This is a genomic window from Pseudomonas sp. HN2-3 (genome assembly GCF_020691745.1).
GTDB lineage: Bacteria > Pseudomonadota > Gammaproteobacteria > Pseudomonadales > Pseudomonadaceae > Aquipseudomonas > Aquipseudomonas capeferrum.
In genome coordinates this window covers 1151103-1173373 of sequence record NZ_CP085704.1, presented here as the reverse complement: position 1 = coordinate 1173373, position 22271 = coordinate 1151103, and the positions used below count along the sequence as shown (strand labels likewise).

Sequence of the window (22271 nt, the reverse complement as noted above, 5' to 3'; positions counted from 1 at the left end):
CAGTCTAACCGATCCTGCCCTTCGTTGCGCCGCGGCAGTATCTGCGGCTTCGGAGCTATGATAAAACCACGGCTCTGCCCAGTTGCCACGGATGCCCCATGCCTACGCCCAGCAAACCCCTCGCCGGCCTGAAAGTCATCGAACTCGGGACCCTGATCGCTGGCCCGTTCGCCTCGCGTATCTGTGCCGAGTTCGGCGCCGAGGTGATCAAGGTCGAGTCCCCCGATGGCGGCGATCCGCTGCGCAAATGGCGCAAGATGTACGAAGGCACGTCGCTGTGGTGGTTCGTGCAGGCGCGCAACAAACAGTCGCTGACCCTCAACCTCAAGCACCCGGAAGGCCTCGAGATCCTCAAACGCCTGTTGGCCGACGCCGACATCCTGATCGAAAACTTCCGCCCCGGCGTGCTGGAAAAACTCGGCCTGGGCTGGGACGTGCTGCACGCGCTCAACCCGCGCCTGGTCATGGTGCGCCTGTCCGGTTTCGGCCAGACCGGGCCGATGAAAGACCAGCCGGGCTTTGGCGCCGTGGGCGAGTCCATGGGCGGCCTGCGCTACATCACCGGCTTCGATGACCGCCCGCCGGTGCGCACGGGTATTTCCATCGGTGACTCGATTGCCGCCTTGTGGGGAGTGATCGGCGCGTTGATGGCCTTGCGTCACCAGGAAGTCAACGGCGGCCAGGGCCAGGTAGTGGACGTGGCGCTGTACGAGGCGATCTTCGCCATGATGGAAAGCATGGTCCCGGAATTCGACGTCTTTGGTTTCATCCGTGAGCGCACCGGCAATATCATGCCGGGCATCACCCCCTCCTCCATCCATACCAGTGCCGATGGCAAGCATGTGCAGATCGGCGCCAACGGCGATGCGATCTTCAAGCGCTTCATGCAGGCCATCGGCCGCGCCGACCTGGCCGATGACCCCACGCTGGCCACCAACGATGGCCGCGACCTGCGCCGGGACGAGCTGTACGGGGTAATCGACCGCTGGGCCAACAGCCAGCCGCTGGACCAGCTCATGCAGGTGCTCACTACCGCCGAAGTGCCAGCCAGCCGCATCTATTCGGCCGAAGACATGTTCAATGACCCGCAATACCTGGCACGGGAGATGTTTCTGCAGGCACGCCTGCCAGACGGCAAACCCTTCAAGATGCCAGGCATCGTGCCCAAGCTTTCGGAAACGCCCGGCTCCACCGAATGGGTCGGGCCGGCGCTGGGCGAACACACCGAAGCACTGCTCGCTGCCCTGGGCTACGACGCAGCCGCCATCGCCGGCCTGCGCGCAGCAGGCGCGGTCTGACCTCTGCCGCCGCCGATGCGAGTTGCCCGCTGGTTGCGCCCCCTGCTCCTGCTGTGCGGGCTACTGCCCGCACTGGCCATACTGCCCGCCGCGGCCAAGGAGCGTATCTGGTGGCTGGTTCGAGACCTGCCGCCGTTCACCATTTTCGAAGGCCCGGAGAAAGGCCAGGGGGTGGTTGATCGCCTGCTGCCGCAGTTGATCGCGCAGATGCCCGAATACGATCACAGCATCGTCCGGGTCAACCGCGCGCGGGGTATCCAGATGCTTCAGGACGCCAGCAGCTTCACCTGCGACCCGACCCTGCTGTGGACGCAGGAACGTGCCGGATACGTGCATTTTTCCATGCCGTTACTGGGTGTAATGAGCGGCGGGCTGGTGGTCCGCAAGGAAGACGAGGCACTGCTTGCGCCGTTTCTCACAGGCCACGAAGTCGATTTGCACGGGCTGTTGAACCAGACCTCGTTGAAGCTCGGTATCGTCGCCGAGCGCAGCTATGGCACGCAGATCGATGAGGTTCTGCGTCAGCTGCCAGACGCGTCGCTCAGCCGCCACTACGGCAACGATGCCACCGCCAACCAACTGCAGATGCAGCGACTGGGCCGCCTGCACATGGTGATGGGGTACTGGCCAGAGGTGCGTTACCTGATCCAGCAGCAAGGCGGGTTACTGGCGGATTACCACTTCCACCCTGTGCAAGGCGTGAATCCTTACCAGTTTCTGCATGTGGGTTGCTCGAACTCGCCACTGGGGCGCGAGGCCATTGCGCACATCGACCAACTGCTGCCCACGCTGCGTCGGGACACGTTGCCGGGGCTGTATGCACGGTGGCTGGACCCGCAGTTGCAGGAAGACTACCTGGAGCAGAGCAAGCAGTTTTTCAAAGGCGAATAGGCCTTTGCCCATGCCGGCGTGAATCACGCAAAAAAAGAAACCCCGGACGCTGGGGAGGACGCCCGGGGCCAATCGAAAGTCCTTGGAGACTTCCCGGAACAGCCTGCCAACACCGGAGCAAAGCGCTGGCTGGCTGCCCTTACTGTGTCTGAAAGCCGGGTCAGGCAAAGGTTCCCTGAGGTTGCTGACGCTGTTGCAACGCAGCAATGACACAAGGCTGCAATCGCCCTTCGGCAATCTGCAGATCACGGTGCAGACCATCCACCACGTCAATCAGCAGGCGCTGCTCCTGCAACTGGCGCAGACTTACCGTGCGCTGCAGGGTGATGCCTGCAAGGCTGTCAAACACGGTCAATTGACGATTGCCATTGGCATCGGCGATGCCCAGGTGGGTTTGATAAGGGGTCAGGGCTTCGTTGAGCAGTCTGCAGATTCTTTCCATCCGGATCACTCGCTGCGTGGTGGGCTATAGAGAAACTGACCAACAAGCGCAGCGTAAAGTTCGAGACGCTGGCGCTGTTTCAGTGAGCATGCGGCGCAGACGTGACAGTTTGAGTACGCCTGCCCAGGCACTGAAGCGCACGCTGCAGGTGCGTCATGGACAGCGGCCAGGGCAGCTCGGCAATGACCCAAAGCCCCCGTTGCTTGGCCTCCAGGGCAAGATTGTGCTGGTCGGGTGCTGCCTGACCCACGAACATCAAGGCGCGCAACGCAGGCATGCCGGTGAGCCGTTTCAATACGGCATGCCCTGCCTTTGTGGGCATCGCGTGGTCGAGGATCAGCAAGTCAGGGCAGCGGCCAGCGGACAGGCAGGCGCGCAGGTCGCCCGCGTCCTCGATGATGCGCACGTCGAATATGCCTTGGGCGTTGAAGGCCTGATGCAGAAGAATCTGATGGGAAGGGCGTGCCTGGTGAATCAGCACGTAAGGCCTGGACATGAGCCGCTCCTGAAGAAGGAAGGACTCGCAAATCTAGGCAAGACGTCGAGCGGTTTAAATAGGAAAAGTCTGAAACAGCGCAAGGAAGCAGCGACAGAGCGAAGCTGCTGCGCAACCCATCGCCGGCTTGCCGGCGATGGGTTATGTGGCGGTCCTGGCGTTAAAGCGGCTTGCCGCGGTTACCGTGCTGGCTGACAAAGCCCTGAACGGCCTTCAGGTCATTGGCCAGCACCGTGCAGCGCTCTTCGCGGCTGAACAGGTCGACCAGGTGCGCAGGCAACTCCAGCGCCTTGCCCACACCGGCCTTCTCTACCGCTTCCGGGAACTTGACCGGGTGCGCAGTACCCAGCACCACCATTGGCGTGTCCAGGCTGCGGCGGCACTCACGGGCGGCCTTGACGCCGATCGCGGTATGCGGGTCGAGCACTTCACCGGTGCTGGCGAACACCTCGGCGATGGTCTCGCAGGTTTGCTCGTCACTGACGGCCAGCGAGTCGAACAGCTTGCGCGCCTCGGTCCAGCGGTCTTCGTCGACGCTGAAGCCGCCACCCTGCTTGAAGTTCGCCATCAGCTCGGCAATGGCAGCGCCATTGCGGCCATGCAGGTCGAACAGCAGGCGCTCGAAGTTGGACGACACCATGATGTCCATCGACGGCGACAAGGTCGCGTGCAGGGTTTCCTTGACGTACTGATTGCCGCTCATGAAGCGGTGCAGGATGTCGTTACGGTTGGTGGCCACCACCAGCTGGCTGATCGGCAGGCCCATGTTGCGCGCCAGGTAGCCGGCGAAGATGTCGCCGAAGTTACCGGTAGGCACCGAGAACGCCACCGAGCGGGCTGGCCCGCCCAACTGCAGGGCTGCGTGGAAGTAGTAGACGATCTGGGCCATGATCCGCGCCCAGTTGATCGAGTTGACTGCCACCAGGCGTGTGCCCTTGAGGAACGACTGGTCGGCGAAGCTGGCCTTTACCATCTCCTGGCAGTCGTCGAAGTTGCCTTCGATGGCGATGTTGTGGATGTTGTCGCCGAAGATCGTGGTCATCTGCCGACGCTGTACTTCCGACACACGCTGGTGCGGGTGCAGGATGAAGATGTCGACGTTGTCGCAACGGCGGCAACCTTCGATGGCGGCAGAACCGGTATCACCGCTGGTGGCGCCAACGATCACCACGCGCTCGCCGCGCTTGACCAGCACGTGGTCGAGCAGGCGGCCGAGCAACTGCAGGGCAAAGTCCTTGAAGGCCAGGGTCGGGCCGTGGAACAGCTCCATGACCCACTCGTTCGAATTCAACTGGCGCAGCGGCGCCACGGCCGCGTGAGCGAACGCGCCGTAGGTTTCTTCGAGGATCTTCTTGAAGTCGGCATCAGCGATGCTGCCGGCAACGAACGGGCGCATCACACGGAAGGCCAGTTCGTGGTAAGGCAGGCCAGCCCAGGAGGCGATCTCTTCCTGGGTGAAGCGTGGCAGGTTTTCAGGGACGTACAGGCCGCCGTCGCTGGCAAGGCCAGCCAGCAGCACATCTTCAAAGTTCAGGGCCGGTGCCTGGCCGCGGGTGCTGATATAGCGCATGGTGCAAACCTTCGAGACTGGGGCCGGGGCCGCTGGCGCGGCCCGTCGGCACTCTTCGTTAATTAAGCTGTTCGACGCGGATGCGCACGACCTTGCCAACCACATCCTGCAGGGCTTCCAGAGCGACGATGGCGTCGTTGATACCTTGCTCGACCACGCGGTGGGTCAGCAGGATCATCGGCACCAGGCCATCCTGCTCTTCGGCTTCCTTCTGCATGATCGATTCGATGTTGATGCCACGCTCCGACAGGATGCTGGCCACCTGGGCCAAAACACCGGGGTGATCCTTGGCCTGGATGCGCAGGTAGTAGGCACTTTCGCAGGCCTCGATCGGCAGGATCGGGTGCGACGACAACGAATCGGGCTGGAAGGCCAGGTGCGGCACGCGGTTTTCCGGGTCGGAGGTCATGGCGCGGACCACGTCGACCAGGTCGGCCACCACCGACGAAGCGGTCGGCTCCATACCGGCACCGGCGCCGTAGTACAGGGTCGAGCCAGCGGCGTCGCCGTTGACCATGACTGCGTTCATCACGCCATTGACGTTGGCGATCAGGCGGTCGCTCGGGATCAGCGTCGGGTGCACGCGCAGCTCGATACCTTCGGCCGTGCGGCGTGCCACACCCAAGTGCTTGATGCGATAGCCCAGGGCCTCGGCGTAGTTCACGTCAGCGGTGGTCAGCTGGGTGATGCCCTCGGTGTAGGCCTTGTCGAACTGCAGCGGGATACCAAAGGCAATGGAGGCCAGGATGGTCAGCTTGTGCGCAGCATCGATGCCTTCGACGTCGAAGGTCGGGTCGGCTTCGGCATAGCCCAGGGCCTGGGCTTCAGCCAGTACGTCCGGGAAGGCACGGCCCTTCTCGCGCATTTCGGTGAGGATGAAGTTGCCAGTGCCGTTGATGATGCCGGCCAGCCAGTTGATATGGTTGGCCGACAAGCCTTCACGGATGGCCTTGATCACCGGGATGCCGCCGGCAACCGCCGCTTCGAAGGCGACGATCACGCCCTTCTCGCGGGCCTTGGCGAAGATTTCGTTGCCGTGCACGGCGATCAGCGCCTTGTTGGCGGTGACCACGTGCTTGCCGTTTTCGATGGCCTTGAGTACCAGGTCACGGGCGATGGTATAGCCACCGATCAGCTCGATGACAATGTCGATCTCCGGGTTGCTCGCAACGTCGAACACATCAGCGGTAATGGGGGTACCGGTAATCTGGCAGTTCGGGTTCGGCGAGCGCATGGCGATCTGGGCCACTTCAATACCGCGCCCGGCACGGCGGGCAATCTCCTCGGCGTTGCGCTGAAGTACATTGAAGGTTCCGCCACCGACGGTCCCCAACCCACAGATGCCTACTTTGACCGGTTTCACTGTGAACTCCCCATTGAACGGCCGGCACCTGCGCCGACCGTGAAACATGCCGTCACCCCATGACGACGGCGTACTGAATAAATTACTTGGCTGCTTGCTGCTGGCCGGCCAGGGCCAACTTGGCCACTTGCGGCGCCGGCTGGTAGCCCGGGATCACCTGGCCGCTTTCAAGGACGATCGCCGGCGTGCCGTTGACGCCGATCGACTGGCCCAGCTGGAACTGCTTGCTGACCGGGTTGGCGCACTTGGCCGCCTTGATTTCCTTGCCATCGACCATCTTGTCCAGCGCCGCGCGGCGGTCGCTGGAACACCAGACTGCCTGCAACTGCTCGTCACCCGGCGAACCGAGGCCCTGACGCGGGAAGGCGACATAGCGCACTTCGATACCGCGACGGTTCAGCTCCGGCACTTCGGCGTGCAGCTTGTGGCAATACGGGCAGGTGGTATCGGTGAACACGGTGATGTGCGACTTGGTCTCGCCTTTGGCAGGATAAACCACCATCTCGGCGGCTGGAATGCCATTGATGAGCTTGGCGACACCTTGACGCTCGGTCTTCTCGGTCAGGTTGACCGGCTTGCCGTCCTGGATCTGGTACAGGTAGCCCTGCATGACGAACTGGCCGTCAGCGCTGGCGTACAGCACACGGCCGCCCTGCAGCTTGACTTCATACAGGCCGTTGAGCGGGCTGCTGGCAACGCTTTCTACGGGCACTTCCAGTTCGAGGTTCTGCAACGACTTGCGGATGGCCTGCTCGGCACCGGCATTGCTGTCGGTTGCCGCGGCAACGGCAAAGGTACTGGCCAGCGCCAACGCGGCGGCGGCGAAAATCTGGGTCAAACGCATGGGAACTCCTGAAGGCGGACAGGGGCCGGAGGGCGTCACCTGCAAAAAAACGCGGTGACCGTGCGGCCCTTGGTGCAAACCGCTCAAGCCTACCACATCACACCACCGTTGAAGGGGTCTGCGGATACCGGCCGGCGGAACATGAAAATCATTCATCCACGCGGGTGATGCTGGGCGTGCAGCTGCTGCAAACGGGCCTTGGCCACGTGGGTGTAGATCTGCGTGGTCGACAGGTCGCTATGGCCCAGCAGCATCTGCACCACGCGCAGGTCGGCACCGTGGTTGAGCAGATGGGTCGCGAAGGCATGGCGCAAGGTGTGGGGTGACAACGCCTTGTCGATACCGGCAACCCGAGCGTGGTGCTTGATTCGGTGCCAGAAGGTCTGGCGGGTCATCTGCTCGCCGCGCAGGCTGGGGAACAGCACATCACTGGGACGGCCGTTCAACAGCTCGCTGCGGCCATCGCGCAGGTAGCGCTCCAGCCACACCACTGCCTCTTCACCCATTGGTACCAGCCGCTCCTTGCTGCCCTTGCCCATTACCCGCAATACGCCTTGGCGCAGGTTGACCTGGTCGAGGGTCAGGCTGACCAGTTCGGTAACCCGCAGGCCGCAGGCATACAGGACTTCGAGCATGGCGCGGTCGCGCTGGCCGATGGCTTCGCCGAGGTCCGGCGCTTGCAGCAGTGCTTCTACGTCGGCTTCGGACAAGGATTTCGGCAAAGGCCGGCCCAAGTGCGGCATCTCCACCTGCAAGGTGGGGTCGATCGCCACCAGCTTTTCGCGCAGCAGGTAGCGAAAGAAGCCACGCAGGCCAGAGAGAAAGCGTGCGGTGGAACGCGGTTTGTAGCCTTGGTCGAGGCGCCAGGCCAGGTGATCGAGGATCAGCTCGCGACCGGCGTCGGGCAAGTCCACGGTGTGGTCCTGGAGCCAGCCGTTGAACAGCGCCAGGTCGCTGCGATAGGAGACCCGGGTGTTGTCCGACAGGCCTTTTTCCAGCCACAGGGCATCAAGAAACTGGTCAATCAGGGGGTGGTCTAGGGCGGGCATGAAAACTCGGTGGCAAACGACGAAATGACGCTTAGTCTTTCATAACAGCGCCAGCATAGGGAGCCCGCATGAACGAACAGCAGATCCTTCTCAGCATCGGTGGCATCGGTGCCGCCGCCCTGGCCTGCCAGTGGCTCGCCTGGCGCCTGAAACTGCCGGCCATCCTCTTTCTGCTGCTGACCGGCATCACTGTCGGCCCGCTGCTCGGCTGGCTCGACCCGCAGGCGTTGTTCGGCCCGTTGCTGATGCCGCTGGTGTCCCTGGCCGTGGCGCTGATCCTGTTCGAGGGCAGCCTCACCCTGCACGTGTCGCAGTGGCGCGATATCGGCAGCGTGGTGCACCGCCTGGTCACCGTTGGCGCGCTGTCGACCTGGCTGGTGATCGCGCTGGCGACCCACTGGCTGCTGGGGTTCGACTGGCCGTTGGCGATTCTGTTCGGCACCTTGACCCTGGTCACCGGGCCGACCGTGATCGTGCCCATGCTGCGGGTAGTGCGGCCAAAGGCGACAATCGCCAATATCCTGCGCTGGGAAGGCATCGTCATCGACCCGATTGGCGCGCTGCTGGCCGTGGTGGTGTACAGCTTCATCATTGCCAGTGCCGATGGCAATGGCCTGATCCAGAGCCTGGGTACCTTTGCCGGGGTGATCTTCTGCGGCACTGCACTGGGCGCTGCCGGCGGCTGGTTGCTGGGCCAGGTCATGCGCGAACAGTGGCTGCCGGAGTACCTGCACAACCTGGCGTCGCTGGCAGCGGTGCTGGGCATCTTCATCGCCGCCAACCAGATCGTGCACGAATCAGGGCTGCTGGCGGTGACGCTGATGGGCATGTGGCTGGCCAACATGCGCGGGGTGGATGTGCGGCAGATCCTGCACTTCAAGGAGAACCTCAGCGTGCTGCTGATCTCCGGCCTGTTCATCTTGCTGGCCGCGCGCCTCGACCTGCACGCCTTGCTCGGGCTGGGCCCGGCGGTGCTGGCGCTGCTGCTGGTGATCCAGTTGCTGGCACGGCCGCTGAACGTCTTCGTGTCGACGCTGGGCTCCTCGCTGAACTGGCGCGAGCGGGCCTTGCTGGCCTGGATCGCCCCGCGCGGCATCGTCGCCGCCGCGGTATCGGCGATCTTCGCGATCCGCCTGCACGAGGCCGGCCATCAGGATGCGCTGTTGCTGGTGCCACTGACCTTCGCCGTGATCATCGGCACCGTGGTGCTGCAGAGCGCCACGGCAAGGCCGCTGGCGCGCCTGCTCAAGGTCGCCGAGCCTGCCCCCAGCGGCTTTCTCATCGTCGGCGCCAACGGGCCTGCGCGCACCCTCGGCAAATCCCTGCAGCAATTGGGTTGCCGTGTACTGCTGACCGATTCGAGCTGGGAAAACATCCGCGCCGCGCGCATGGACGGCTTGCCGACCTACTTTGGCAACCCCGCCTCGCAGCATGCCGATGCACACTTGGACCTGGTCGGCCTCGGCCACCTGTTGGGGCTGTCGCCGGCCGGCGAGATCAACGCCCTGGCCTGCGCCCGCTTTCGCCATGACTTCGGCCACAGCCGCCTGTTCGTACTCGCCAGCGGCCTGGAGAAACAGCGCAGTGACAAGCACCGGGCCAGCGAGGAGCACCGCGGCCACCTGCTCGGTTCAAGCGCGATGACCTACCAGCAACTGGCGAATCACTTGCACCGCGGCGCCGAGCTGTACAGCACCCACCTGACCGAAGGCTTCGACTGGGAAAATTATCAGGCACTGCATGGCGACCGCGCGCACCTGCTGTTCGCCCGTGACGCCAATGGCTGGGTGCATGTAGCGAGCCCGGACAACCCACTCACGCCGCAGTCGGGCTGGACCTTGGTCGCCCTGGTCGAGCCGCTGCCGGTCGCCGACGCTGCAACCACGCCAGGTTGAGCGTCAGGCCTGGGGCAGCACCGGCACCGGCCGCTTGTCTTCGTCGATGGCGACAAAGCTGAACACACCATGGATCGCCCGTTCGCGGCCATCCAGGTACATGTTCTCGACGAACACATCCACTTGCACCTGCAAGCTGGTGTTGCCCACCTTGATCACCGTGCCCACCAGCTCGACGATCGAACCCGCCGGGATCGGGTGCTTGAAGTCGATGCGGTCGGTCGAAACCGTCACCAATGGCAAGCGGCAGAAGCGTGTGGCGGCGATGAACGACACTTCGTCCATCCAGGCCAGCGCGGTGCCGCCAAACAGGGTGTTGTGATGGTTGGTAGTGTTGGGGAATACCGCCTTGGTCACGCGGGTTACCGAAAGCTCGGTGCGGCGCTGGATTTCCTGGTCTCGGGTAGTCATGTCTGGTCACATCGCTTTCTTAAGTTTCAAAACGCAAAAAAGCAGCCCGAAGGCTGCTTTTTTTCTCGCTAGGCGGCCATGGCCACCGGGCAAACTGTACTCAGGACAGTTTTTCCTTGATGCGAGCGGCTTTGCCGGACAGGTCGCGCAGGTAGTACAGCTTGGCTTTACGCACGTCACCACGACGTTTCACGGCCAGGCTGTCGATTTGCGGGCTGTAGGTCTGGAAGGTACGCTCAACACCAACGCCGCTCGAGATCTTGCGCACGGTGAAGGCGCTGTTCAGACCACGGTTACGCTTGGCGATAACAACGCCTTCGAACGCCTGCAGACGGGAACGCTCACCTTCCTTCACTTTAACCTGGACGACAATGGTGTCGCCTGGTGCGAAGGTCGGGATTTCCTTGCTCATCTGCTCTGCTTCGAGCTGCTGGATGATTTTGTTAGTCATGCTGTGCTCCTAAGGTGGACAAACGTGATCCACCATCGATACGTTAACTATCGTTCCGCTCGCGGAGGTATTCCTCGAGCAGCTTTTTCTCTTCTCCAGAAAGTGAGCGACTTTCCAGAAGATCGGCGCGTCGTTCGAAGGTCCTACCAAGGGACTGCTTCATCCGCCATCGCCGGATATGTGCATGGTTGCCACTTAGCAACACGTCGGGTACACGCTGATCCGCATACACCTCAGGTCGGGTGTAGTGCGGGCAATCCAGCAAGCCATCGGTGAAGGAATCTTCCTCCGCCGAGCCTACATGCCCTAAAGCTCCGGGCAGCAGCCGCGTAACCGCATCGATCAGTACCATGGCCGGTAGCTCACCACCGGAAAGCACATAGTCACCAATCGACCACTCTTCATCGACATGAGCATCAATAAAACGCTCGTCAATGCCTTCATAACGGCCGGCGATCAGGATCAGAGATTCCTGTTCGGCCAAGCCTTTGACCGCTTGCTGATCCAGCTTGCGGCCTTGTGGCGAAAGGTAGATCACCTTTGCCGCTGCTCCGGTCGCTTGCCTGGCACTGGCCAGTGCATCTTCCAGAGGCTTGATCTTCATCACCATCCCCGGACCACCGCCAAAAGGCCGATCATCCACCGTGTGGTGGCGATCACTGGTGTAGTCCCGCGGATTCCAGCAAGTGACTTGCAACAAGCCCTGCTTCACCGCGCGGCTGGTAATGCCGTACTCCGTAATGGCCGAGAACATCTCGGGGAACAACGTGATGACTTCTACGCGAAGGTTACCCATCAGTTAGAAATCCGCGTCCCATTCGACCCGCATCACACCGGCTTCAAGGTCGACTGCCAGCACACATTGCGCCGTATAGGGCAACAAGCGCTCACGGTCATCCAGGCTGCCTGCGCAAGGCTTGACCACCACTACATCGTTCGCGCCGGTCTCCAACAGGTGATCAACCGTGCCGAACAGCTGTTCGTCCTGGTTGATGACTTTCAGACCGACCAACTGGTACCAGTAGTACTCGTCGTCCGTCAGGTTGGGCAAAAGGCTGCGCGAGATGCAAATCTCGTAACCGCTCAGAAGACGCGCTTCGTCACGATCGTCGAGCCCTTTGAGCTTGGCGACCAGCTCCTTTTTATTGGAACGGCCACTGACCAGCTCTACCTGCTTGACCGACCCTTCGCGCCGAAGCGTCCAGTTACGGTAATCCAACAGGTTTTCAATCGGATCGGTAAAGGAATACACCTTCACCTCGCCGCGAACGCCGTGAACCGAAAAAATCTTGCCAACGACGATGAGGTCGTCAGCCTTTTCTGGCGTCGCGTTCATACAGTTCAGGCAGCAGCCTTGGCAGCTTCCTTCAGCAGCTGAGCAACACGCTCAGACGGCTGTGCGCCGATGCTCAGCCAGTGAGCAACGCGGTCTTGTTTAACGGACAGACGAACTTCCTGACCACGAGCGATCGGGTTGAAGAAGCCAACCTGTTCGATGTGGGAGCCGTCACGCGGGTTACGCGAGTCGGTTACGGTCAGTTGGTAAAACGGGCGCTTTTTGGAGCCGCCACGGGCAAGACGAATGGTAAGCATTGAACATCGTTCCTGTAGTCGGTGCTGCAAATCATGATGCACAGCGGGCACACGGGTGCCCGAAAGGCCGCACATTCTCAAGGAATATCCGGACATTTGCAAATGCCTTTTTACTTCAAGTAAAAAGGCCAGCCTGCTGATCTGCTATTTAGCCGCCTGCTCATGAGGCGACAGTGTTCCCGCCGAAGCGGGTTCCGGCCAGCGGCGGGCTTGCCGCCACTGGCCTGAATCGGTTTTACAGCTTGGGCATGCCGCCACCAGGCATCATGCCGCCCAAGCCGCGCATCATCTTGGCCATGCCGCCCTTGGCAGAGAATTTCTTCATCATCTTCTGCATCTGCTTGTGCTGCTTGATCAGCCGGCCGACGTCCTGCACCTGGGTGCCGGAGCCGATGGCGATGCGGCGCTTGCGCGAACCGCTGAGCAGTTCAGGGTCACGGCGCTCGGCCGGGGTCATGGAGTTGATGATCGCTTCCATCTGCTTGAACTGCTTCTCGGCCGCGCCCTGGGCGTTGCCCATCTGTGACAGGTTGACCCCGCCAATGCTCGGCAGCTTGTCCATCAGGCCGCCCAGGCCGCCCATGTTTTTCATCTGCTGCAGCTGGTCGCGGAAGTCTTCGAGGTCGAAGCCCTTGCCCTTCTTCAGCTTCTTGGCCAGCTTGTCAGCCTTGGCCTTGTCGATGGTCTGCTCGGCCTGCTCGATCAGGCTGAGTACATCGCCCATGCCGAGGATGCGCGACGCGACGCGGTCGGGGTGGAACGGCTCGAGGGCCTCGGTCTTCTCACCCATACCGATGAACTTGATCGGCTTGCCGGTAATGGCCCGCACCGACAGTGCGGCACCGCCACGGGCATCACCGTCGACCTTGGTCAGCACCACGCCGGTCAGCGGCAGGGCTTCACCAAAGGCCTTGGCGGTGTTGGCGGCGTCCTGGCCGGTCATGGCGTCGACCACGAACAAGGTCTCGACCGGCTTGACCGCGGCATGCAGCGCCTTGATCTCGTCCATCATGTCGGCGTCGATGTGCAGACGGCCGGCGGTGTCGACGATGACCACGTCGATGAACTTGAGCTTGGCTTCGCGAATCGCCGCTTCAGCGATGGCGACAGGCTTCTGGCTGATGTCGGACGGGAAGAAGGTCACGCCGATGTCGTTGGCCAGGGTTTCCAGCTGCTTGATCGCCGCCGGGCGGTAGACGTCGGCCGACACCACCATCACGCTCTTCTTCTTGCGCTCCTTGAGGAAGCGCGCGAGCTTGCCGGCGGTGGTGGTCTTACCCGCACCCTGCAAGCCAGCCATCAGCACCACGGCCGGTGGTGCGGCGTTCAGCGCGAGGTCTTCGTTGGCCGCGCCCATCAGGCTTTCCAGCTCGGCCTGGACAATCTTCACGAAGGCCTGGCCCGGGGTCAGGCTGCGCGACACTTCGGTACCGACCGCACGCTCCTTGACGCTGTTGACGAAATCCTTGACCACCGGCAAGGCAACGTCGGCCTCGAGCAACGCCATGCGTACTTCGCGCAGCGTGTCCTTGATGTTGTCTTCAGTCAGCTTGGCCTTGCCGGTGACATGGCGCAGCGTCTGTGACAGGCGGTCGGTCAGGTTTTCGAACATGGTGATCCTTTCTGGCCCAGTAAAAGCCGAGGTTTGTCAGACGCCGAGGGGGAAATGCACACCCCCAGGGCACAGCAAGGCGGCGATTATAGCGAAGTGCAACGGCGGCGCACACCTTGGCTTCCGAGCGGCAAGCTCAAAGCTGCAAGCCACAAGGAAAAGCGCCCAGCCTGCACATCAGCCCTTGCTTGTAGCTTACGGCTTCCAGCTTGCAGCTCACTATGCCAAACTCCGTCTCTTTAAGGCTCGCCAACCAGGACTTATGTTCTCCTCACCCAGCCTCATCCCCAACCTGATCGCCGCCGGCCTTTATATAGCTGCGACCCTCTACCAGGGTTCGCACCTGGCCCAGGGCCGCAAGTCCGACAAACGGCTGCTGGGCTTGCTCGGTGCCCTTGCGGTGATCGCCCAGAGCGGCGCCCTGTTCTTCCAGCTGATCACCCCGCTGGGCCTGAGCCTCGACTTCTTCAGCGCCGCCAGCCTGATCGCCGTGGCGGTCATCACCCTGACCCTGCTGGCGTGCCTGCGCATCCCGGTGGAAAACCTGCTGGTGCTGCTGTTCCCGCTGGGTGCGGTCACGGCGCTATTGGCCCAGTTCGCGCCACCGGGCACCGTGCCGCTGATCAACGAAGAGCCCGGCATCCTCGCGCATATCCTGCTGTCGATCCTGGCCTACGGCCTGTTCACCATTGCCGTATTCCAGTCGCTGCTGCTGTTGCTGCAGGACCGCCAGTTGAAAAACAAGCACCCGTCCGGGCTGATCCGCAACTTCCCGCCGCTGCAAACCATGGAAAGCCTGCTGTTCGGCTTCCTCTGGGCCGGCTGGTGTCTGCTCTCGCTGTCGCTGATTTCCGGCTGGCTGTTCCTCGACAACCTGTTCGCCCAGCACCTGGTGCACAAGACCTTGCTGGCCTGCGTCGCCTGGGTGGTGTTCAGTGTTCTGCTGTGGGGCCGCACCCGCCTGGGTTGGCGTGGCCACAAAGCGATCCGCTGGACGCTGGCCGGTTTCTGCCTGCTGATGCTGGCCTATTTCGGCAGCAAGCTGGTCCGCGAATTCATCTTGCATATCTGACGGCCGCCCATGGACACCCTGCCGTACGCCCCGCTATTCGGCACCCTGGCACTGGCGCTGCTGTGGTCGGCGCTGTTCAGCGCTGTGGATGCCGCACGCCTGCAACTCAATGGCTCGCTGCGCAATGGCGACGACGGGCAAGCCCCCCTGCCCGCTCAGGCGCTGGTGCTGTGCGCCAGCCTGGGCAAGCTGCTGGTACTGGGCCTGGCCTGCCTGATCGGCCAGCGCTACAGCGGCGAACACGGTTTCTGGCTGGCCGGCCTGGGCGCCACCCTGGCCCTGCTGGTGTTTGCCGAGTTCCTGCCGCGGCGCCTGGCGCGGCGTAACCCACAGGCGTTCGTCAGCCTGGGTGCCAGCTTGCTGAAGGTGCCTTTGGCTATCCTCCAGCCACTGGCCTGCCTGCTCGATGGTTGCGCCAAGCTGATCCTGCGCCCGTTCCGTGCGCAGCCTACGGCGGTGGCCCTGCACCCACAGCAAGATGACGACTTCGACGAAGACGAAGCGCACGAGCCAGTGCGCCACGGGCTGCTCGATGGTTTGCAGTCGCTGGACAAAGTCACCGTCAACGACATCCTGGTGCCGCGCAACGAAGTCGATGGTATCAATCTGGACGAGCCGATCGAACGCATCATCGAGCAGTTGATCGTCAGCCGGCACACCCGGCTGCCGGTCTATCACAACGATATCAACCAGGTTGAAGCGATCCTCAATACCAAGCTGATCAGCCACCTGCTGCCCAGGGCAGAGCTGACCCTGGAGAAGCTGCACGGCGCCTGCTACGAACCCTACTTCGTCCCGGAAAGCACACCCCTGCAGATGCAGTTGCTGAACTTTCACAAGCAGCAACGCCGCCTGGGCGTCGTGGTGGACGAATACGGCGAAGTGCTGGGCATCGTCACCCTGGAAGACATCCTCGAAGAAATCGTTGGCGAATTCGAAGACGAACAGGGGCTGGACAACCCGCATGTACACCCCCAGGCCGACGGCACCTTCGTCATCGAAGGCACCGCCTCGCTGCGCGAGATCAACCGCACCCTGGGCTGGCACCTGCCTTGCGATGGCGGGCCGAAAACCCTCAACGGGTTGGTCACCGAAGCGCTGGAAAGCATCCCGGAAAGTGCGGTTTGCCTGAAGATCGGCCGATATCGCCTGGAAATCCTCGAAACAGAGGACAATTGCGCCAGCAAGGTACTGGTGTGGACCGTGACCCGCTAGCTATACTCGGGTCACGCTTACCCAGCCCCGCCGTCCCGCCTGCTACCCGCACCCGGCGGCCCACGGCCAGTCCGCTCCTCTGACACGCCCTGCGGCCCTGTTTCAATACCCCGAACAGTACCCGCTCCCGCCCCTACCCCCCCTGGGCTATCGTCAGTCGAGCGAGCAAAAGAACAATACGCTTCGGCGTCCGTGCAACGGTGCCTGCCCATTGAGGCAGCACGCACCCTCGCGGATCAAGCCCGTGGCGCACGACCAGACTGTTAGGGACCTACTTAATGACCACCAGCAGCACCTATGCCCAAGCGCCTGCCGCGCCGGTCAACTCGCCCGCGCGGGTGGCCACCGCCAGCTTCATTGGCACTGCCATCGAGTTCTACGACTTCTACGTTTACGCCACTGCCGCCGCGCTGGTGATCGGCCCGGTGTTCTTCCCCTCCGGGTCGGGCACCGCGCAGATGCTCGCGGCCTTTCTTACCTTCGGCATCGCCTTCCTCGCACGCCCGCTGGGCTCGGCATTGTTCGGCCACTTTGGCGACCGTATCGGCCGCAAATCAACCCTGGTGGCGTCGCTGCTGTTGATGGGCGTCTCCACCACCGCCATCGGCGTGCTGCCCGGCTATGACAGCATTGGCGTGTGGGCGCCGATCCTGCTTTGCCTGCTGCGCTTCGGCCAAGGCCTGGGCCTGGGTGGCGAATGGGGCGGCGCGGCGCTGCTGGCGACCGAAAACGCACCACCGGGCAAGCGTGCCTGGTTCGGCATGTTCCCGCAGTTGGGCCCTTCAATCGGCTTTTTGGCTGCCAACGGCTTGTTCCTGACTCTGGCCCTGGTGCTCAGTGACGAGCAATTCCGTGAATGGGGCTGGCGCATTCCGTTCCTGCTCAGCGCCGCCCTGGTACTGGTGGGCCTGTATGTGCGCCTCAAGCTCGAAGAGAGCCCGGTGTTCGCCAAAGCCATTGCCCAGCATGAGCGCGTGAAGATGCCGGTGGTCGACTTGTTCGCCAAGCACTGGGTGCCAACCCTGCTGGGTGCTGCGGCGATGGTGGTGTGCTACGCGCTGTTCTACATCTCGACGGTGTTCTCGCTCAGCTATGGCGTGACCACCCTGGGCTACAGCCGCGAGACGTTCCTTGGCCTGCTGTGCTTTGCGGTAGTCTTCATGGCCCTGGCCACGCCGCTGTCGGCCTGGCTCAGCGACCGCTACGGGCGCAAGCCGGTATTGGTCGTCGGTGGCCTGCTGGCGGTGGCTTCGGGCTTTACCATGGAACCGCTGCTGACCTCGGGCTCGACCACAGGTGTGGCGCTGTTCCTGGCCATCGAGCTGTTCCTGATGGGGGTGACCTTCGCGCCAATGGGGGCACTGCTGCCCGAGCTGTTCCCGACCCACGTGCGTTACACCGGCGCGTCGGCGGCGTATAACCTGGGTGGCATCGTGGGGGCTTCGGCGGCGCCGTTCTTTGCCCAGAAACTAGTGAGCATGGGCGGCTTGAGCTGGGTGGGCGGGTATGTTTCGGTGGCGGCGGTGATCAGTCTGATTGCTGTGCTGTGCCTTAAAGAGACCCGGCATACCGAACTGTGAAGACGCTGGGGGCGCTTTGCGCCCCCAGCCATGTCAGATCAGAACTCGACCTTGACCGCCTGCGAAGCACGGGTCGCCTTGGCCCGCGCCGCTTCGATCGATTCGTCACGCGCCAGGCACACGCCCATGCGGCGCTGGCCGTTGATTTCCGGCTTGCCGAACAGGCGAATGGCCGTATCCGGCTCGCTCAGCGCAGCACCAAGGTTGGCGAAGCTGGTCTGCTGCGATTGCCCCTGCGGCAGAATCACCGCCGACGCCGACGGCCCGAACTGGCGCACCACCGGGATCGGCAGGCCGAGAATGGCGCGGGCGTGCAAGGCGAACTGCGACAGGTCCTGGGAGATCAAGGTCACCAGGCCAGTGTCGTGCGGGCGCGGCGACACTTCGCTGAACCACACCTGGTCACCTTTGACGAACAGCTCCACGCCGAACAGGCCACGCCCGCCCAGTGCATCGGTGACCGCCTTGGCCACCCGCTGCGACTCGGCAAGGGCCTTCGGGCTCATGGCTTGGGGCTGCCACGATTCCTGATAGTCACCTTTCTCCTGACGATGGCCGACAGGCTCGAGGAAGGTGGTGCCGCCGACATGACGCACGGTCAGCAGGGTAATTTCGTAATCGAAGTCGATGAAGCCCTCGATGATCACCCGGCCCTTGCCGGCACGCCCGCCTTCCTGGGCGTAGTCCCAGGACTGCTGCAGGTCGGCATCGCTGCGCAGCAGGCTCTGGCCCTTGCCCGATGAGCTCATCACCGGTTTGACCACGCACGGGTAGCCGACATCGGCCACGGCCTTGGCGTAGTCTTCGTAGGTATCGGCAAAGTGGTACGGCGAGGTCGGCAGGTCCAGCTCTTCGGCAGCCAGGCGCCGGATGCCTTCACGGTTCATGGTCAGCTGGGTGGCACGGGCGGTGGGCACCACGGTGAAGCCTTCGCTCTCCAGTTCGACCAGGGTCGCAGTGGCGATGGCTTCGATCTCAGGGACGATGTAGTGCGGTTTCTCGGCCTCGATCACCGCGCGCAGGGCGACGCCATCGAGCATGTTGACCACATGGCTGCGGTGCGCCACCTGCATGGCCGGCGCGTTGGCGTAGCGGTCCACGGCGATCACTTCGACGCCCAGGCGCTGCAGCTCGATCACCACTTCCTTGCCCAGCTCACCGCAGCCGCAGAGCAGTACACGGGTCGCGGTGGGCGACAATGGGGTTCCGATACGGGTCATTTCAGGTCCTCGAAGGCGTCCGGGGCTGCGCCAGGCTAAGCGCCGCCCGCTGAAAAAGGACCCGTATTCTACACCATCAACCGACCGCGGCAGCCCGCCGGGCGCGAAATGCCATGGCCAGCCACACGGCGGTGACACCGGCGAACTTCGAGGCCATGGCCGTGCCGATCACGGCAGGGGTCAGCGCGCCGATCATGCCGAAGAAAATGAAGGTATCGACCGGAATGCTCAACGCCGAGCTCAGCCACAGGCGGTCACGCAGGGGCCGACGGGTGATGCTGAACACCAGCCAGTCGATCAGCTCGGAAACGAAAAACGCCGTGGCGCTGGCCAGGGCGATGGCAGGCTCCGAGGTGATGTAGGACAGCACCAGGGCCACCAGCATGGCGACCAGGGCGCCATGCCCGAAGCGGGTCTGCACCATGTCGCGCAGGATGAACACCAGGCCACCCCAGGCGGACCAGATGATGTCCAGGTGCGGGGCGCTGGAGAAGGCGTAGTTGATCAGCACTACGCTGCTGATATAGGCGATGAGATAGAACATGGCGGGTAATCTGTGGGCAAGCCGTACAGATTACCGCTGGCTGCTTCGCGGGTAAACCTGCGAGGCAGCCAGCGCCGAATCATTGCCCCATGATCAACCCAGCGGCCACCGCCCGCTCATGGCACAGCTTCAGTACGGCGCGACGCTCGGTGTTGTCCATCCGCCCCCAGCGACCGATTTCGGCCACGGTACGCTGGCAGCCGGTGCAGATATCCTGCTCGTCCAGCGCGCAGATGCTGACGCAAGGCGAAGCGACCGGGCGCTCGACGGCAATGACCTCACTCATCGTCAGCTACCAGCTCGCGCGCATAGCGTTGGGCATTGTGCACATAGTGCGCGGCACCGGCCTCGATCATGCGCATCTGCTGCTCGCTCAGTTCACGCACCACCTTGCCCGGCGAGCCCATCACCAGCGAACCGTCAGGGATCTCCTTGCCCTCGGGGATGAGCGCATTGGCGCCGATGATGCAGTGCTTGCCGATGCGGGCTCCGTTGAGGATCACCGCATTGATGCCGACCAAGCTGTAATCGCCGACCGTGCAGCCATGCAGCATGGCGTTATGGCCAACCGTCACGCCCTTGCCCAGGGTCAGCGGCGAACCCATGTCGGTATGCATCACGGTGCCGTCCTGGACATTGCTGTCCTCGCCGATGTCGATCAGCTCGTTGTCACCGCGCAATACAGCGCCAAACCACACGCTGGCACGGGCCTGCAGGCGCACATTGCCGATCACGGTGGCGTTGGGCGCGATCCAGCTGGTGGGGTGGCTGTCGACCCGCAGGTCGCCCAGGCGATATTTCATGCTCGCTCCTCAGGATAAACGGCGGCGGTTTGTAGCAGACGGCGGGGTGGGCCCCGCTCAGATCTCGATGTAACGCTCCGGGGGTTGATGCAGGCTGATGCCGGCGTCATACAGCAGGTTGACCAGCTCGACGATCATGATCGCCGACAACCCCCAGATTTTGTATTCACCGTAGCGGTAACTGGGCACATACCAACTGCGGCCCTGGTAATCGATACGGTGGGTATGGTCACGCGGGTCCTGGCGGAAGAATTCCAGCGGTACGGTGAATACTGCCGCGATCTCGGCATCGTTGGCGCGATACTCGACGAAATCGGGAATAAGCCCGACGAATGGCGTCACTTTCAGGCCGTGCAGCGAGATCAGCGGGCTGAGCGGACCAATCACTTCCACCAGCCCAGGGGGCAGGCCGATTTCTTCTTCGGCTTCGCGCAGGGCGGTAAACACCAGGTCCGGGTCTTCAGGGTCGCGCCGGCCACCCGGGAAGGCGACTTCGCCACCGTGGGTCGACAAGCCCTTGGCGCGCAGGGTCAAGACCAGTTCGGGCGCTTCGCTGCGGGTAATGGGCAAGAGTACCGCCGCTTCGGGAAACCGTCGGTCGGTTTCCAGTGATGCGGGTTCATGGTTGCTCATTCGGCGAAGTAGCTCGTCCAGCATTGCGCACTCTCGTATCCAAGGCCTGTCTTGCATGATGCACCAAAGCCGAGAAGCACCCAAGCCCTGTGCGCTTGCGGCCGCCCGGCTGCCACGCCAAGATAGCCCTGTCATAAGGGAAGATAAGCATGAAATTCTGCAGCGCGTGCGGCCAGCCGGTCATTCAGCGGATACCCGAGGGCGATAGCCGCCTGCGGTATGTCTGCGAGTATTGCCAGACCATTCACTACCAGAACCCCAACATCGTGGCGGGGGTCCTGCCCACTTGGGGTAGCCAGGTGCTGCTGTGCCGGCGCGCCATCGAGCCACGCCGTGGCTACTGGACCTTACCGGCCGGGTTCATGGAGAACGGCGAGACCCTCGACCAGGCCGCCCGTCGTGAAACCGTCGAGGAAGCCTGCGCCCAGGTCGGGCCCATGAACCTGTACCAGTTGTTCGACCTGCCGCACATCAACCAGGTGCATGTGTTTTTCCGCGCCGAACTGGCCGACCTACGCTTCGATGTGGGTATCGAGAGCCTGGAAGTGCGGCTGTTCGAGGAGCATGAGATACCGTGGGACGCGCTGGCTTTCCGCACCGTCACACGCACACTAGAATGCTACTATCGCGACCGCATCGGGCAGCACTACCCCATAGGCCATGAGTACCTGCCACCGATGAATGTCACGTCTACCACCTAACGTCATCAGGGATACCGTTTCATGCGCTGGTTGCTCGCCCTTTTCTGCCTTTGCGTTACCTCGGTGTCCCAGGCGGCCTTCACCGAGACCATCGTGCGCAAGCCCCTGCCGGCAGCGCAAACATCGTCACCCTCGCAGCAGGCCATGCAACCGCTGATCGACAAGGTGCTGGTGATCAAGTCCGAGCGCCGCCTGCAACTGATCAGCCGCGGCGAACCGCTCAAGACCTACCGCATTTCCCTGGGCAAGCAGCCCAAGGGCGCGAAGGAACGCGAAGGTGACCGCAAGACTCCCGAGGGCCTCTATTGGCTGGACTGGCGCAAGCAGAGCGACCGCTTCAACCTGGCCATGCACATCTCCTACCCCAACATCAAAGATGCCGCACGCGCCACCCGCGAAGGCGTGAGTGCCGGCAGCATGATCATGATCCACGGCACACCGGTCAATGATGACTACCCCGAGTGGTACTTCCACACACTGGACTGGACCGAAGGTTGCATCGCCATGCGCAACCACGACATGCAGGAAGTCTGGGAGCTGGTCAAGGACGGTACATTGATCGAGATTCGTCCCTGACACGTCCTGCAT

Annotated in this window: 25 protein-coding genes; 8 read left to right on the top strand and 17 right to left on the bottom strand. The window is 62.8% G+C overall.

Features of this window, described 5'->3' with window-relative positions:
• Positions 1–98: 98 nt before the first annotated feature.
• Positions 99–1298, top strand: coding sequence for a CaiB/BaiF CoA transferase family protein (locus LJX93_RS05315; RefSeq protein ID WP_033700947.1), 1200 nt, complete (start codon positions 99–101; stop codon positions 1296–1298).
• 15 nt (positions 1299–1313) lie between these two features.
• Positions 1314–2189, top strand: coding sequence for a TIGR02285 family protein (locus tag LJX93_RS05310; protein ID WP_047581526.1), 876 nt, complete (start codon positions 1314–1316; stop codon positions 2187–2189).
• A gap of 160 nt (positions 2190–2349) precedes the next feature.
• On the opposite strand, the gene LJX93_RS05305 is transcribed toward LJX93_RS05310, so the two are convergent.
• From LJX93_RS05305 to xerD, 6 genes are all read right to left on the bottom strand, one after another.
• On the bottom strand, positions 2350–2631 hold the full coding sequence (locus LJX93_RS05305) for a DUF3509 domain-containing protein (RefSeq protein WP_033700949.1): 282 nt from the start codon (positions 2629–2631) through the stop codon (positions 2350–2352).
• Positions 2632–2710: 79 nt separating this feature from the next.
• Complete coding sequence (locus LJX93_RS05300) at positions 2711–3127, bottom strand: response regulator (RefSeq protein WP_033700951.1); 417 nt, start codon at positions 3125–3127, stop codon at positions 2711–2713.
• Between the two features lie 160 nt (positions 3128–3287).
• The gene (thrC, locus tag LJX93_RS05295; RefSeq protein WP_033700952.1) at positions 3288–4697 is read right to left on the bottom strand and encodes a threonine synthase; all 1410 of its coding nucleotides are present in this window, start codon (positions 4695–4697) and stop codon (positions 3288–3290) included.
• Positions 4698–4755: 58 nt separating this feature from the next.
• Entirely contained in the window at positions 4756–6060 is a 1305-nt protein-coding gene (locus LJX93_RS05290) for a homoserine dehydrogenase (RefSeq protein ID WP_033700953.1), read from the bottom strand.
• 82 nt (positions 6061–6142) lie between these two features.
• On the bottom strand, positions 6143–6904 hold the full coding sequence (locus LJX93_RS05285) for a thioredoxin fold domain-containing protein (protein ID WP_033700954.1): 762 nt from the start codon (positions 6902–6904) through the stop codon (positions 6143–6145).
• Between the two features lie 152 nt (positions 6905–7056).
• On the bottom strand, positions 7057–7953 hold the full coding sequence (xerD, locus tag LJX93_RS05280; RefSeq protein WP_227696813.1) for a site-specific tyrosine recombinase XerD: 897 nt from the start codon (positions 7951–7953) through the stop codon (positions 7057–7059).
• Between the two features lie 68 nt (positions 7954–8021).
• Between xerD and LJX93_RS05275 the strand changes: the two genes are divergently transcribed.
• Positions 8022–9848, top strand: a complete 1827-nt coding sequence (locus LJX93_RS05275) for a cation:proton antiporter (protein WP_156310635.1) — start codon at positions 8022–8024, stop codon at positions 9846–9848.
• Positions 9849–9851: 3 nt separating this feature from the next.
• Here the strand turns inward: LJX93_RS05275 and LJX93_RS05270 are convergent, their stop codons facing one another.
• The 6 genes from LJX93_RS05270 to ffh form a co-directional block, all read right to left on the bottom strand.
• The gene (locus LJX93_RS05270; RefSeq protein ID WP_009683444.1) at positions 9852–10259 is read right to left on the bottom strand and encodes an acyl-CoA thioesterase; all 408 of its coding nucleotides are present in this window, start codon (positions 10257–10259) and stop codon (positions 9852–9854) included.
• Between the two features lie 100 nt (positions 10260–10359).
• Positions 10360–10710: a 50S ribosomal protein L19 gene (gene rplS / locus LJX93_RS05265; protein ID WP_008094487.1), complete on the bottom strand. Its 351-nt coding sequence runs from the start codon at positions 10708–10710 to the stop codon at positions 10360–10362.
• A 43-nt stretch (positions 10711–10753) separates the two neighbouring features.
• Positions 10754–11506, bottom strand: a complete 753-nt coding sequence (trmD, locus tag LJX93_RS05260) for a tRNA (guanosine(37)-N1)-methyltransferase TrmD (protein ID WP_033700958.1) — start codon at positions 11504–11506, stop codon at positions 10754–10756.
• A gap of 3 nt (positions 11507–11509) precedes the next feature.
• The gene (gene rimM, locus LJX93_RS05255; RefSeq protein ID WP_033700959.1) at positions 11510–12046 is read right to left on the bottom strand and encodes a ribosome maturation factor RimM; all 537 of its coding nucleotides are present in this window, start codon (positions 12044–12046) and stop codon (positions 11510–11512) included.
• A 5-nt stretch (positions 12047–12051) separates the two neighbouring features.
• Entirely contained in the window at positions 12052–12303 is a 252-nt protein-coding gene (gene rpsP / locus LJX93_RS05250; RefSeq protein WP_016501232.1) for a 30S ribosomal protein S16, read from the bottom strand.
• A 235-nt stretch (positions 12304–12538) separates the two neighbouring features.
• Positions 12539–13915, bottom strand: coding sequence for a signal recognition particle protein (gene ffh / locus LJX93_RS05245; RefSeq protein ID WP_033700960.1), 1377 nt, complete (start codon positions 13913–13915; stop codon positions 12539–12541).
• Positions 13916–14177: 262 nt separating this feature from the next.
• On the opposite strand from ffh, the gene LJX93_RS05240 reads away from it, so the two are divergent.
• From LJX93_RS05240 to LJX93_RS05230, 3 genes are all read left to right on the top strand, one after another.
• Positions 14178–14987: an inner membrane protein YpjD gene (locus LJX93_RS05240; protein WP_033700961.1), complete on the top strand. Its 810-nt coding sequence runs from the start codon at positions 14178–14180 to the stop codon at positions 14985–14987.
• A gap of 9 nt (positions 14988–14996) precedes the next feature.
• A complete protein-coding gene (locus LJX93_RS05235; RefSeq protein ID WP_033700963.1) occupies positions 14997–16202 on the top strand; it encodes a transporter associated domain-containing protein in 1206 nt (401 codons plus the stop codon).
• A 278-nt stretch (positions 16203–16480) separates the two neighbouring features.
• Entirely contained in the window at positions 16481–17782 is a 1302-nt protein-coding gene (locus tag LJX93_RS05230) for an MFS transporter (RefSeq protein ID WP_033700964.1), read from the top strand.
• A 38-nt stretch (positions 17783–17820) separates the two neighbouring features.
• On the opposite strand, the gene purT is transcribed toward LJX93_RS05230, so the two are convergent.
• The 5 genes from purT to LJX93_RS05205 all read right to left on the bottom strand — a co-directional run bounded on the left by purT (position 17821) and on the right by LJX93_RS05205 (position 21006).
• On the bottom strand, positions 17821–19002 hold the full coding sequence (gene purT / locus LJX93_RS05225) for a formate-dependent phosphoribosylglycinamide formyltransferase (RefSeq protein WP_047581517.1): 1182 nt from the start codon (positions 19000–19002) through the stop codon (positions 17821–17823).
• A 76-nt stretch (positions 19003–19078) separates the two neighbouring features.
• A complete protein-coding gene (locus LJX93_RS05220; protein WP_033700966.1) occupies positions 19079–19546 on the bottom strand; it encodes a VUT family protein in 468 nt (155 codons plus the stop codon).
• A 79-nt stretch (positions 19547–19625) separates the two neighbouring features.
• The gene (locus LJX93_RS05215) at positions 19626–19832 is read right to left on the bottom strand and encodes a DUF1289 domain-containing protein (RefSeq protein WP_033700967.1); all 207 of its coding nucleotides are present in this window, start codon (positions 19830–19832) and stop codon (positions 19626–19628) included.
• A complete protein-coding gene (locus tag LJX93_RS05210; RefSeq protein WP_033700968.1) occupies positions 19825–20349 on the bottom strand; it encodes a gamma carbonic anhydrase family protein in 525 nt (174 codons plus the stop codon). The genes LJX93_RS05215 and LJX93_RS05210 overlap by 8 nt, the downstream gene beginning before the upstream one ends.
• A 57-nt stretch (positions 20350–20406) precedes the next feature.
• Entirely contained in the window at positions 20407–21006 is a 600-nt protein-coding gene (locus tag LJX93_RS05205; protein WP_033700969.1) for a CoA pyrophosphatase, read from the bottom strand.
• A gap of 125 nt (positions 21007–21131) precedes the next feature.
• Here LJX93_RS05205 and LJX93_RS05200 point away from each other — a divergent pair, with 125 nt between their 5' ends.
• Together LJX93_RS05200 and LJX93_RS05195 are read left to right on the top strand one after the other, a co-directional pair.
• The gene (locus LJX93_RS05200; protein WP_033700970.1) at positions 21132–21683 is read left to right on the top strand and encodes an NUDIX hydrolase; all 552 of its coding nucleotides are present in this window, start codon (positions 21132–21134) and stop codon (positions 21681–21683) included.
• Between the two features lie 21 nt (positions 21684–21704).
• Positions 21705–22259, top strand: a complete 555-nt coding sequence (locus LJX93_RS05195) for a L,D-transpeptidase family protein (RefSeq protein WP_033700971.1) — start codon at positions 21705–21707, stop codon at positions 22257–22259.
• The last annotated feature ends 12 nt before the right edge of the window (positions 22260–22271 follow it).